The 12,456-nt window shown below is 71.7% G+C and carries 15 protein-coding genes; 11 read left to right on the top strand and 4 right to left on the bottom strand.

The genetic code is table 11. From position 1 onward, the window contains the following. Positions 1-57 precede the first annotated feature (57 nt). From ACYCO6_RS34845 to ACYCO6_RS34830, 4 genes are all read left to right on the top strand, one after another. Positions 58-312, top strand: coding sequence for a hypothetical protein (locus ACYCO6_RS34845; protein ID WP_459768030.1), 255 nt, complete (start codon positions 58-60; stop codon positions 310-312). A gap of 109 nt (positions 313-421) precedes the next feature. Beyond that, positions 422-1,471, top strand: coding sequence for a phosphatase PAP2 family protein (locus ACYCO6_RS34840; protein WP_459768028.1), 1,050 nt, complete (start codon positions 422-424; stop codon positions 1,469-1,471). Between the two features lie 88 nt (positions 1,472-1,559). Next, a complete protein-coding gene (locus tag ACYCO6_RS34835; RefSeq protein WP_459768026.1) occupies positions 1,560-2,489 on the top strand; it encodes an oxidoreductase in 930 nt (309 codons plus the stop codon). A gap of 60 nt (positions 2,490-2,549) precedes the next feature. Beyond that, the gene (locus ACYCO6_RS34830) at positions 2,550-4,025 is read left to right on the top strand and encodes a protein adenylyltransferase SelO (RefSeq protein WP_459768024.1); all 1,476 of its coding nucleotides are present in this window, start codon (positions 2,550-2,552) and stop codon (positions 4,023-4,025) included. A gap of 55 nt (positions 4,026-4,080) precedes the next feature. On the opposite strand, the gene ACYCO6_RS34825 is transcribed toward ACYCO6_RS34830, so the two are convergent. Then, a complete protein-coding gene (locus tag ACYCO6_RS34825; protein WP_459768022.1) occupies positions 4,081-4,296 on the bottom strand; it encodes a hypothetical protein in 216 nt (71 codons plus the stop codon). A 281-nt stretch (positions 4,297-4,577) separates the two neighbouring features. Between ACYCO6_RS34825 and osmF the strand changes: the two genes are divergently transcribed. From osmF to ACYCO6_RS34790, 7 genes are all read left to right on the top strand, one after another. Further along, entirely contained in the window at positions 4,578-5,486 is a 909-nt protein-coding gene (gene osmF / locus ACYCO6_RS34820) for a glycine betaine ABC transporter substrate-binding protein OsmF (protein ID WP_459768020.1), read from the top strand. A gap of 50 nt (positions 5,487-5,536) precedes the next feature. Further along, positions 5,537-6,760, top strand: coding sequence for an ABC transporter permease (locus ACYCO6_RS34815; protein WP_459768017.1), 1,224 nt, complete (start codon positions 5,537-5,539; stop codon positions 6,758-6,760). Then, complete coding sequence (locus ACYCO6_RS34810; protein WP_459768015.1) at positions 6,757-7,689, top strand: ABC transporter ATP-binding protein; 933 nt, start codon at positions 6,757-6,759, stop codon at positions 7,687-7,689. The genes ACYCO6_RS34815 and ACYCO6_RS34810 overlap by 4 nt, the downstream gene beginning before the upstream one ends. After that, positions 7,686-8,429: an ABC transporter permease gene (locus ACYCO6_RS34805; protein ID WP_459768013.1), complete on the top strand. Its 744-nt coding sequence runs from the start codon at positions 7,686-7,688 to the stop codon at positions 8,427-8,429. The genes ACYCO6_RS34810 and ACYCO6_RS34805 overlap by 4 nt, the downstream gene beginning before the upstream one ends. A gap of 285 nt (positions 8,430-8,714) precedes the next feature. After that, positions 8,715-8,975, top strand: coding sequence for a hypothetical protein (locus ACYCO6_RS34800; protein WP_459768011.1), 261 nt, complete (start codon positions 8,715-8,717; stop codon positions 8,973-8,975). Between the two features lie 47 nt (positions 8,976-9,022). Further along, complete coding sequence (locus ACYCO6_RS34795; RefSeq protein ID WP_459768009.1) at positions 9,023-9,157, top strand: hypothetical protein; 135 nt, start codon at positions 9,023-9,025, stop codon at positions 9,155-9,157. 112 nt (positions 9,158-9,269) lie between these two features. Continuing rightward, complete coding sequence (locus tag ACYCO6_RS34790) at positions 9,270-9,584, top strand: hypothetical protein (RefSeq protein WP_459768007.1); 315 nt, start codon at positions 9,270-9,272, stop codon at positions 9,582-9,584. Between the two features lie 39 nt (positions 9,585-9,623). Here ACYCO6_RS34790 and ACYCO6_RS34785 read toward each other — a convergent pair whose 3' ends face one another. From ACYCO6_RS34785 to ACYCO6_RS34775, 3 genes are all read right to left on the bottom strand, one after another. Further along, entirely contained in the window at positions 9,624-10,067 is a 444-nt protein-coding gene (locus tag ACYCO6_RS34785) for a hypothetical protein (RefSeq protein WP_459768005.1), read from the bottom strand. 278 nt (positions 10,068-10,345) lie between these two features. After that, complete coding sequence (locus ACYCO6_RS34780; protein WP_459768003.1) at positions 10,346-10,933, bottom strand: hypothetical protein; 588 nt, start codon at positions 10,931-10,933, stop codon at positions 10,346-10,348. A gap of 193 nt (positions 10,934-11,126) precedes the next feature. Continuing rightward, complete coding sequence (locus ACYCO6_RS34775) at positions 11,127-12,359, bottom strand: MFS transporter (RefSeq protein ID WP_459768001.1); 1,233 nt, start codon at positions 12,357-12,359, stop codon at positions 11,127-11,129. Between the last annotated feature and the right edge of the window lie 97 nt (positions 12,360-12,456).

Raw genomic sequence — 12,456 nt, 5'->3', positions numbered from 1 at the left:
GCACGGAACGACGCTCTCGGCCGGCCGTTGGCCCGTTTCATCGTCAGGGAGCTCCGCGTGAACCGGTCGATCGCCGTTCTTCTCCTCTCCGCCGTGTCCATCGCCCCTCTCCCGACGGCGACATGGGCGCAGGACAGGACGGGACCTGAACCCCGCGCCGAGACGGCGGGCAAGCCGGCCGCCGACACGCAGGATCCAGGCAAGACGGCGACGGACGCCGTGACCAACCCCGCCACCGTGCCGCCGACCGAGGGAGCGGTGGGCTCGGGCAAGCCGCCGGCTGGCAGCGGATCCCCGGGACCGAATCGATAAGTCCTCAGGGTCGACGCGGCCGCATCGTCCGCGCGCGAACCATCGCGGCCGTCGCGAGTCTCCCTCACGCGGCCAAGCATCGGCCGAGGGAGGCGAGTAGAGCCGGATCATGCATCAAGAACGGGTCGCTCAAGCCCGCCTCGAACCCGTCTCTGCCAATCGAAACGTTCGTCCCCCCTGGCTGCAGACCCTCCGCCGGCACGCATCCGGGATCGCCGCCCCCGATCCCCGGCTCTGGGCGCTGACCCTCGCGATCATCGGGATCGACGCCGTCTGGATGCGCGCGGCCCATATCGCGGCCGAGCCGGCGGGCTTCGCGCTCGCGGGCGGCGCCGTCATCCTCCTTCTGCTCGCCGCGGCCTGCCTCGGCACGGTGAAGTCCGATCCGCCGCTGCGCGGCATGGCCCTGGCCAGCGCGTTCCTGATCGCCTTCACGGTCCCGGTGGCCGTCCTGCATTTCCTCGCGGCGGGCCTCGGGCTGCCCTTCGTCGACGGCGCGCTGGCCCGCTTCGAGGCCGGGCTCGGCTTCGACTGGACAGGGTACGTCGCGTTCCTGGCCCGGCATCCGACCCTGTCGTGGTGGCTGGCGCTGGCCTACCATTCCAGCGGACCGCAGGTCGGCCTGGTGGTGATCGCCCTGAGCGCCACCCGCCGGCTCGGGCGGCTGTGGGCCTACACCCGACTGTTCGCCGCCACGCTCCTGTGCGTGATCGTCCTCGCCGCCCTCCTGCCGGCGCTGGGACCCTACGCACATTACGCGCCGCGGGTCGTGCCGGCCGAACATCTGGAGACGATTGGCGCAACCTGGCACCTGGAGCCGGTGGCGCGGCTGCGGGCGGGCACGATGGACAGGCTGGCGCTCGGCGACCTGCGCGGCCTCGCCACCTTCCCCTCCTTCCACGTCTGCCTGGCGATCCTGACCGCATGGGCGCTGGCCCCGGTGCCGCTCCTCGGCCGCCTCGCCGTGCTGCTCAATGCGGCCGTGATCATCGCGACGGTCGGAGCGGGCGGCCATTACCTGCCGGACGTGCTGGCGGGCGCCCTCCTCGCGGGCGCGGCCCTGGCCCACCACGCCAGAGTTCGCCGCCGCGAGCCGTCCTCCACCATCCTGGCCGGACCGGCGCCGGCCACAGGGACGATCAGCCCGGCCGATGCCTAAGGGGGCGGAGACACGGTCCTGCGACGGCCCGGGCCGCGAACCACCCCGCGTCCAGGCGATTAGCCGGACAGCGGAGATTCACCCGACGATGACGCAGACCCGATGGACAGCCCGTGACATGCCGAGCCAGGCCGGCCGGCTCGCGATCGTCACCGGCGCGACGAGCGGGATCGGCTACGAGGCGGCGCTCGCGCTGGCAGTGGCCGGCGCAGAGGTCATCCTCGCCGCCCGGGACGCGGCGAAGGCCGAGCGCGCGATGGCGTCGATCCGGCGCCGCCACAGGGAGGCCCGGCTGGCCTTCCGCCCCCTCGACACCGCGCGCCTCGCCTCGGTCCGGGCCTTCGGCCAGCAATGGCGATCCGAGGGCCGGCCGATCGACATCCTGCTGCTCAATGCCGGCATCGCCGCCGTGCCGAGCCGCGAGGAGACCGAGGATGGTTTCGAGCGCCAGTTCGGCACGAACTACCTCGGCCATTTCGCCCTGATGGGGCTGCTCCTCCCCTTCGTCCGGCGGGATGCCGCGGCCCGGATCGTCGAGGTGGCGAGCCTCGCGCACCGGCAGGGCCGGATCCAGTTCGACGACCTCCAGTCCCGGCGATCCTACGGTCCGCAGCAGGCCTACCGGCAGTCGAAGCTCGCCATGCTGATGTTCGGGCTGGAACTCGACCGGCGGCTCCGGGCGGCGGGCTCGCCGATCCGGTCTATCCCGGTCCATCCCGGCGCGGCGCGGACGGACGTGTTTCGTCGGGGCGACCGGGCGGGACCGGTCCAGCGGCTCGCCGGGCACCTCATCTTCTCGGTGATCGGGCAGTCCGCCGCCCAAGGAGCGCTGCCGCTGCTCTACGCCGCCACGGCGCCGGAGGCAGAGGGCGGCGCCTATTACGGGCCGGACGGCATCTGGGAACTGTACGGCTATCCCACACGCGCCGACATCGCCGCGCATGCCAAGGATGCCACCACGGCGCAGCGGCTCTGGTCGGTGTCGGAGACCCTGACCGGGATTTCCTGCACCGTCTGATCCGGCATCGACCGGATGCCCGCGCTTGCTGGCCGGCGCTACGCTCCATAGATCCCGACGATGATGGCTCTCCCTTTCGACAACAGCTACGCCCGCCTGCCGGAGCGCTTCTACGCGCGCCGCCCGCCCACGCCCGTGGCGGCACCGCGCCTGATCCGCCTGAACCGGGCGCTTGCCGAGGAGCTCGGCCTGGATCCGGACTGGCTCGCGGGTCCCGAGGGCGTGGCGGCCCTCGCGGGGAACGGCGTGCCGGAGGGGGCCGATCCGATCGCCGCCGCCTATGCCGGGCACCAGTTCGGCCAGTTCGTGCCTCAGCTCGGCGACGGACGCGCGATCCTGCTCGGCGAGGTGGTCGACCGGGCGGGCCGGCGCCGCGACATCCAGCTGAAGGGCTCGGGTCCGACCCCGTTCTCCCGGCGCGGTGACGGGCGGGCGGCGCTCGGGCCGGTGCTGCGGGAATATCTCGTCAGCGAGGCCATGGCGGCGCTCGGCATCCCGACCACCCGGGCGCTCGCCGCCGTGGCGACCGGCGAACGCGTGGTGCGCGAGACCCTGCTGCCCGGCGCGGTCCTCACCCGCGTGGCGGCGAGCCACATCCGGGTCGGCACCTTCCAGTTCTTCGCGGCCCGGGGCGACGTCGAGGGCCTGCGGGCGCTCGCCGACCACGTCGTCGCCCGACATTATCCGGAGGCGGCAGACGCCCCGAACCCCTACCGGGCGCTACTGGAGGGCGTCGTCGCCCGGCAGGCCGATCTGGTGGCGCGCTGGCTCCTTGTCGGATTCGTCCACGGAGTGATGAACACCGACAACATGTCGGTCGCCGGCGAGACCATCGATTACGGGCCCTGCGCCTTCCTGGACGCCTACGATCCCCGGACGGTCTACAGCTCCATCGACCGGAACGGGCGCTATGCCTACGGTGAGCAGCCGCGGATCGCGCTCTGGAACCTGACGCGGCTGGCCGAGACGCTGCTGCCGCTTCTAGCCGCCGACGAGACCGCTTCGGTCGCGGGGGCCGAGGCGGCCCTCGCAGGCTACGCGCCGCGCTTCGAGACGGCCTATCACAGCGGCCTCAACCGCAAGCTCGGGCTGGGCGAGGTCCGGGAGGACGATCCGGCCCTGGCGGGAGACCTCCTCAAGCGCATGGTCGAGAACCAGGCCGACTTTACCCTGATGTTCCGGACCCTCTGTGCTGCGGCCGAGCGGCCGGAGGCGGACGGGCCGGTGCGCGACCTGTTCGTCGATCCCACGGCCTACGATGCCTGGGCCGCCCGCTGGCGCGACCGCCTGGCCCAGGAGGCTCGCAGCCCGGCCGAGACCGCCGCGGCGATGCGCGCGGTCAATCCGGCCTTCATCCCGCGCAACCACCGCGTCGAGGAGATGATCGCGGCGGCGGTGGAGCGGAGCGATTTCGCGCCCTTCGCGGCGTTCCTCGACGTGCTGTCCCGCCCCTACGCGGATCAGCCGGACCACGCCCGCTATGCCGAGGCGCCCGAAGGCGGCGGGGTGGGCTACCGGACGTTCTGCGGCACCTGAGGCGGTGCGAACAGGCCCGGGATCGTCCGGCCTGCGCCCGGCCGGACGATCCCCGTCACGTCCGGGGCCAGGCGTAAATCTCGTGGACGCTGTCGCCGCGGCGGAACCAGTGGACCCGCGTCGCGGGGTTGAAACCGTGCTCCCGGTAGGAGGTCGCGATGGCTGAGATGATCGACTGTGCCTCCTGCCGATCTTGGATATCGTAAGCGAGGAGTTGCGCCGGGTACCCGCCGGCCCGAGTCAGATCACGAACGAGGATGGAATAAGACATCGTCTCACCACGCGCAGTCCGAAACGATTTGTTCAGAGATATATCATCGCCGCCACGGATGTTCATCGCAATCGACTCTAAAGGTTAACGTATATTCATAAAATTTCGGGCATTTTATCTCTGATCCTATGTCCATCGTCAGGCGGCCCGGTGACGGGATCGGGTGGCCACACGGCTCGGTACTGTCGGGCGCGAACGCCCATCGACGCCCGGTGCGGAAGCGCCAGATCCCCGCAGGCGCGCAGGCGCGGAATTTCCTTGGACCGGAGAGCCGAAACCCCATGGTGTCACGGATCCTCGCCGGGCTCGTCGCGCTGCTCCTCGTCACGCCCGGTGCGCAGGCGGCCGGGATCGTCGTCGCCTCCAAGATCGACACGGAGGGCGGGGTTCTCGGCAACATCATCCTGCAGGCCCTGACGGCCAAGGGCCTCCCGACGGTCGACAAGACCCAGCTCGGCGCCACCTCGATCGTGCGCCAGGCCCTGATCGAGGGTCAGATCGATATCTATCCGGAATACACCGGCAACGCGGCGTTCTTCTTTGGAAAGCAGGACCTCCCCGTGTGGAAGGACCCGAAAGCCGCCTACGAGACCGCCAGGACACTGGACCGCGTGGCTCACAACCTCGTCTGGCTGGAGCCCGCCTCGGCCAACAACACCTGGGCGATCGCGGTCCGGCAGGACATCGCCCAGGCCCACGGCCTGAAGACGCTGAGCGATTTCGGCCGCTACGTGGCCGGCGGCGGGCCGGTCAAGCTCGCCGCCTCCTCGGAATTCGTGACCGCGCCGGCCGCGCTCCCGGCTTTCGGCAAGACCTACGGCTTCGCTCTCAAGCCGGAGCAGCTCGTCATCCTGGCGGGCGGCGACACCGCCGCCACCATCGCCGCGGCGGCGCGGGGCACCTCCGGCACGAATGCCGCCATGGTGTTCGGGACGGATGGCGGGATCGCCGCCGCCAAGCTCGTCGTGATGGATGACGACAAGGGCGTCCAGCCGGTCTACCAGCCGGCGCCCGTGGTCCGCGGGGAGATCCTGAAGGCCCATCCGGAGATCGCGACCGTGCTCGACCCGATCTTCCGCAGGCTCGACCTGCTCACGCTTCGGGATCTCAACGGCCGGGTTCAGCTCGGCGGTGAGCCGGCCTCCTCGGTGGCGGCCGATTTTCTCAGGCAGAACGGATTCGTGCCCTAGGTGGAGACCACGCGCAGGCCTGAGCGGACGGCCGCGCCCGGAGCCTCAGGATGGGCGGATTCTCTGTGACCTGGCAGCGCCACGGACCCGGCGGGCGCCAGGCCGGCCTGAGCCGGCCCGGCCTCGACCCGCTCGGCACGACCTTCGCCGCTCTGATCGCGCTCAGCTTCGTCGCCCTGCCCCTGATGGTGACGCGGCCGAACAGGATCGCCTCCGGCACCTCGCTGATGGTGTGGTCGGCCCTGCCGGCCGGACAGGCGCTCGCCCTCGGCGGCGTCGCCCTCCTCGCCGCGCTGCTGCTGGCCCTGCGGGTGCGGCCGCCTCTGCGCCTCGCCGCCGGCTGCGTCCTGCTCCTGCTTCTCGGCCTCGCGGCCGGCTGGGCGGCCAGTCACCTGACGCTGCCCGGCGATCGGTACGGTCGGGTCTCGCCGGATGCCGGATGGTGGCTGGCCTTCGCGGCGGCGGGCCTCGCCGCCGGCGACGGGCTGGCGCGCCTGCGGCCGAATCCCTGGACGCGGATCGCGGCGCTCGCGATCGTCGTCATCCTGGCGGGACTCGCCCTGAGATCCGGGTTCTGGGACCGGCTCTCGGTGCTGCGGGAATATGCCGGCCACTCCGACACGTTCGGCCGCGAGGTCCGAACCCATGTCGGTCTCGCCCTGTCCTCCGTGGCGGCCGCCACGCTCGTCGGGATCCCCATGGCCATCCTGGCGCGCCCGATCCCGCCCCTGCGGGCGGCGCTCCTCTCGGTCCTCAACGTCCTGCAGACCATCCCGTCGATGGCGCTGTTCGGGATGCTGATCGCCCCCCTCGCCTGGATCGGCCGGACGGTCCCGGGGGCCGCCGGTCTCGGCATCGCGGGGATCGGCGCCGCGCCGGCCTTCGTGGCCCTCTTCGCCTACGCACTCCTGCCCGTGGCCGCCGCGACCATCACGGGCCTCGATGCCGTGCCCGGGCCGGTGCGCGACGCGGCCCGGGGCGTCGGGATGACCGACAGGCAGCGCCTCCTCCAGGTCGAGTTGCCGCTCGCCCTGCCGGGGATCCTCACCGGCATCCGCATCGTCCTCGTGCAGAATATCGGGCTGGCGGTGATCGCGGGGCTCGTGGGCGGCGGCGGCCTGGGGGTGTTCGTCTTCCAGGGCATCAGCCAGAATGCGGGCGACCTCGTCCTGCTCGGGGCGCTACCGACGGTCGCCCTGGCGAGCGGTGCCGCCGTGCTGCTCGACGCCGTCATCGACCTCAGCCGCGGCCCTGTGGCGGACCGGATCCCATGATCGAGATCGAGCATGTCAGCCGCGTCTTCGGCGGCCGCACCGTCGTGGACGACGTCACCCTGCGGATCGAGGCCGGGACGGTCCTGACGGTCGTCGGCACCTCGGGGTCCGGCAAGACGACCCTATTGCGCATGATCAACCGGCTCATCGAGCCGAGCGCCGGCACGGTCCGGATTTCGGGCCGGGACATCCGGACCGTCCCGCCGCACGAGCTGCGGCGCGGGATCGGCTACGCCATCCAGGGGCACGGCCTGTTCCCGCACCGGACCGTCGCGGAGAATATCGGCGTGGTCCCCAAGCTCCTCGGCTGGCCCCCCCGCCGGATCGCCGCCCGGGTCGACGCGCTCCTGAGCCTGTTCAACCTCGATCCGGCGACCTATCGGGACCGCCGGCCCGGGGCGCTGTCCGGTGGCGAGCAGCAGCGGATCGGCGTCGCCCGGGCGCTCGCGGCCGAGCCGCCGATCCTGCTGATGGACGAGCCCTTCGGCGCTCTCGATCCGATCATCCGCGGCCAAGCCCAGGAGGATCTCCTGGCGATCCAGAAGCGCTACGGCACCACCATCGTGCTGGTGACCCACGACATGAACGAGGCGCTGCACCTCGGCCACCGGATCGCCGTGATGGACAAGGGGCGCCTCGTGCAGGAGGCCGCTCCGGCGTCGCTGATCGCCGCGCCGGCGACGGCGTTCGTCGGCGCGCTCCTCGGCAGCGGGGAGCGCGCCTTCCAGCTCATGGCGCTGCGCGTGGTGGATGATCTCGTGGAACCGGGCGCGGCACCGGGCGCGCCCATCCCGGCCGGGACCACGGTGCGCGCGGCCCTGGCGGAGAGCCTCTGGTCGCGGCGCCCGGCCCTGCCGGTCAGCCGCGACGGCGTGCTTCTGGGCCGGGTGACGCGCGCCGCCCTCGAAGCGCAGGGCGCCGGGCCGTGAGCCGCGCCGCCCTCCTGGCGCAGGCGGGGCTCCTCGCCCTCCTCGGCGCGTTCCTGTACGCCCCGGGCGCCTTCGCGGGCCTGTTCCGGCCGCTCGCCCCCGGGGGCAGCGCGCCGATCTACACCCAGACCCCGCTCCTGACCCTCACCGTCAACCATATCCTGCTCGTGGCCGCCGCGACCCTGGCGGCGAGCGTGATCGCCGTGGGTTGCGCCATCGCGGCAACGCGGCCGGCCGGGCGCGACGTGCTGCCGTTCGCCCGCGCCGTGGCCAATATCGGCCAGACCTTCCCGCCCGTGGCGGTCCTGGCCCTGGCGGTGCCGATCTTCGGGTTCGGCGCGGTCCCCACCCTGATCGCGCTCGTCCTGTACGGGTTGCTGCCGATCTTCGAGACGACGCTCACGGGTCTCACCGGCCTCGACCCGGCGCTGATCGAGGCGGCTCGCGGAATGGGCCTGACCGGCCGCCAGCGGCTCGTCCAAGTGGAGTTGCCGCTCGCCCTCCCGATGATCCTGTCGGGGATCCGGCTCTCGGCCGTCATCGGCCTCGCGACCGCCACCATCGGCTCGACGGTAGCGGCCAGCACCCTGGGCGAGGTCATCGTGTCCGGCCTGCTCACCGGCAACACGGCCTACGTCCTTCAGGGTGGCCTCGTCGTCTCGGGGCTGTCGATCCTCATCAACGCGGGTTTCCTGACGCTCGAACGGGCAGCGGCGCGGCGTGCTGGATCGTGTTCCTAGAAGCAGCTGGGGAATCACCGGGACCGTACGCGCGGCCCTGGGGCGTAGCCCCCTGTCTGATGGTCGGTACCAACCACAACGGCACCCGCATCCTCGACGAGACGGTTGGGGAGCCTACGCCGCATGTCCGGGCATTCCGGTCACCCTCGCTGCGACCGGTGATCGGAGGATCCCCGCCGCCCCATGCGTGACCGAAATATGGCAGAAGCTTGACTATTAGCGCCGAATCAGTTTAAGACTTGACCGTTGCGTTGCGGATACACCCCAATTCTAGTGGAGGTCCGGATGTGCGCACGGAAGACTTTCTATATCTTTGCCAAGTCGTCCGACGGCCAGCAGTTCTGCGCCGTCCGTCAGGATCAGCCGATCCCACGGATGCTCGACGGCGTGCATTGGACCTATGTGAGCTGTATCGACACGTCGCGTGACAAACCCTTCGGTTTCGATGTCGACGAGGCGCATGAGGCGATGCGTCGTCGGGGCGTATACTTCTATCGGCGCGAGCTGATGTTCCGCCGAGCCAACTTCCTGCTCGAAGCGGCCTGACGACGGGCAGCCGCGGGGTCGCGAAGTCACGTGTCGGCGGCGGGGCGATGACGTGCCTCGCGTCCCGGTCCATCGGCCGCCCCAAGGGCGATTTCCGCGGGACGGTGTACGCCACCGCGAACCTGCGGGCCCTGGACTCCGAGCGCCTGTCCGACGGGCAGCCCCTGTGTGGCGGTGCCTGAGGCGGCGTCCGCTCGGTCCGGCAGGCGGTCCGGCACGCACCCTTTGCAGGCCGGATCGCGGCTCCCATCTCCTTCAGGCGGGACCGGGTCTCGGGCGTGGGGAGGACGGGCTTTGTCGTTCAGGACGTGTCTTGCCGCCGCCGCGCTGGCGACGATGGGCGGGGCTCCGACCGCAGCTTGGGCATGGGGCGTGCCCGGGTGCACCGACCTGCCCGAATACAATCGCGCCCTCGGCGCCCTGCAGGGCATGACGAGCGCCTGCGACATGAGCGTCGAGGAGGCACGCCGCATCGTCGCCGCCCATGACGGCGTCGCGGTCGGACCGCCTGCCGTTGCGGAGCCGCCGATGGCGCCGAGGCCCCGGGTCCGTCCGCGACACCGCAAGCTGCGCGCGCATCACCGGCCCGCGCCTGTTCGAAGCCGCTGACCGTCCGCCGGGCATGCCGCGATGGCTGCCCGCGCGGCCTCATTCGCCGGAGCGGCCATCCGCTTCGGCGCGCTTCCGCGCCCAGTCCCGATCCCGCTCGGCCTGCCTGGCCCGCTGCTCCGCCGCGTAGGCGTCCTGCTCGGCCCTGTCCCGTTTCAGCCTGCGGTCGGCGGCAGCGGCCGTCCTCTTCCGCCACGCCTCGGTCTCAGCCTTCTGGCGGGCCAGTTCCTCGACCGTGATGGGTTTCACCGGTTCCTTGGGCTGCGCCCAGGGATAGGTGCGCCGTGGCGGCCGGGGCGGCGATGCGGAAGGCCGGGCCTCCTGAGGCCGGCGGAACGTGCGCGTTGCCTGGGCCAGCGTCAGATCGGCGCCTGCGGCGATACGCCGGGCGGCGGCCAGGGCGGCGGCGCGCTCGCCCGCGGTCGCTCCCCGCTCGGCCAGCACGAGGCACTTCTCGAACCGGTCTCGGTCGGCGGGGGTCATGAAGCGCGTCATACCGCCAAGCCGGGCCGCATGTCCCGCCGATCCTTGCCCCATACCCGGGTTTCCTGCCGGGCGACCGCGAACCCGCACGCCCCGTTGGACTGTCTACCCACGCAGCAGGACCGGCCGGTGAGCCGCTCTGACACGCCCCACAACGAGCATGCCGGCCACTACATGCCGATGCAGCCTGTCCACCGGGGCCCGGTCTACCCGCCCGAGGCGGGAGCGGACGCAATCCTGTGGTGCGCCGCGCATCCGAAGCGCGACATGGCTGCCGCTCAGGGGGCGCGACACGCCATCCCGGCGGTCGCCTCCGTCACGCTCAGAGCCCGTCGCCGGACCTCCAGCGTCGTATCCGGGTCGTCCGAGATGACCGCCGCCTCGCGCCGGAGCGCCGCATCGCAGGCGCAGGAACTGTATCCGGCACTTTCGTAGCACGCGTCGTGACGCATGCAGGCTGCGTCGAGGGTGTCGGTGGGCGGCAATCCTTCCCCGCGCTGGCCCTTCCCGCAATAATTGCCATGGAAGAGTTCCTTGCCCGCGATGACGTTGCCGAGGTCCCCACGTGGCGGCGCCGGCGCCTCGGCCCGTCCTCCCGGGTTGAGGTCGTTGGCCGGCCCGCCCGCCTTGGTGCCGGAGGACCGCAAGGCCTTGGGAATGCCGGAGCGCTCGCCGGGTTCGTTCAGGGCTTCACCGGCCCGGGCGTTCGGATCGGAGAGTTCCGGCAGCGGCGGCGGCGGCCCGGGACGAGGCTCGTCAACCTCCGTCGTCGTGGCGGGCACCTGCTCCGAGACGGCTTGTGCCCGGGACCCATGCGGGTAGGCCACCAGTGCCAGCCCGAGAAACACGAGGACGGATGGTTTCAAGGCAGGCTCCTGAATTCGGGGCCAACAACCCGAGGCTTGGCCATTTCGTTCCGTCCGCGGCGCCGGCCGGCGGCACGGAGCCCGTGCGGTGTCGGCGCGAGGTCCACACCCGGGACCGACCCGAGGGAGAGGGCTGGGCCATCCGGGGAGCCGCATCGATCATCCCGCCGCTGCTGGGTGAGCGGCCACATCCTCATGCCGGTTGAAGCGCCGTCGCCCGGCGCTCGCGCCGACGGGAGCGCCGGCCCGGCTCGCAGGTCGCGTCCAGCCAGATCACCAGGACGAGGGCGAGGAGCGCCGGGGCGCCGAGCGCCAGGAACGCCCCGGACCATCCCAGGACCGACTGGATCAGGCCGCCGTACCAGGCCGAGACGGCGCCGCCGATGCCCTGGATGGCGTTGACGGTGCCGAGCGCCGTCTGCGTGCGCCCCGATCCCCAGGTCAGGTCCGCCACCACGACAGGAACCGCGACGCCGACGATGCCGGAGGCAACACCGTCGAGGACCTCGGCCGAGATCAGCCAAAGCGGATCGTCGATATAGGCCGAGAGCGCCGCCCGGATGGGCAGAACCGCGAAGGCGGCCAGCAGAAGCTTGCGCCGGCCGCGCCTATCCGCGAGCGATCCGGCCAGGAGCGCGACCGGGATCATCACGAGTTGTGCGACCATGACGTAGCGCGCCGTCCAAGCGGTACCGTCGTGCTCGGCCGCCACCAGCTTCTGGCTCAGCAGGCCCAGCATGCCGCCGTTGCCGAGGTTGAACAGGGTGAGCGCGACGGCCAGCACGAGGAGCTTGCGATTGGAGGCGACCGCCTTCCACCCGGCGCGCTCGGGCTGATCCTCCTCATCCTCCTTCCAGCCGACGGCGCGGCGCGCGTTGTAGCAATGGCCGGGCGTGGTGACCGTCGCGACGACCGCCAGCACCGCCATGGTCCCGAGCACCCAGAAGGCCACGGATGGGCCGAGCCAGGACGTGCCCAGGGTGATCAGACCCGCCGCGATCAGGATCCCGAGGTGGTTGGCCGATTGGTTGCGCCCTTGCTGCTTCGGAAAGCGGTCCTTGCCGACGATCCCGAGGGTCAGTGCCGTGACCGCCGGCAGCAGGAGGGTCCCGCCCGCAGCGGCCATCATCTGTGCCGCGAAGACCATGCCGAAGGAGCGGGCCGGCAGAAGCAGGAGGGTGCCGGCGAGGATGGCGGTGCAGGCCAGTCCGATCAGCAGCCGCGGGCGCCCGAGCCGGTCGACGAGGGCGCCGAGCGGGCCGCTGAGCAGAAGGGCGCCGATGCCCACGAGGGTGGTGACGAGGCCGATTCGGGCGGGCGTCCATCCACCGGCCTCCGCGAGCCACGCGCACAGGAAGGGACCCAGGCCGCCCTGGATATCGCCGATGAAGACGTTGATGAGGGCGAGGTGCGTGGTGGCGTTCATGCGCTCGGACTGTCCTGCCGACGCCCCCGGGAAGAGGCGGATGTGCCCCGCGCCTGACGCGCGAGGTAGATCACCGGAGACGCACGAGCGAGCTGAA

It is taken from the genome of Methylobacterium sp. CM6257, from assembly GCF_054611515.1.
The sequence above is the reverse complement of the archived record's forward strand: the minus strand, read 5'-3'. Positions and strand labels throughout refer to the sequence as shown.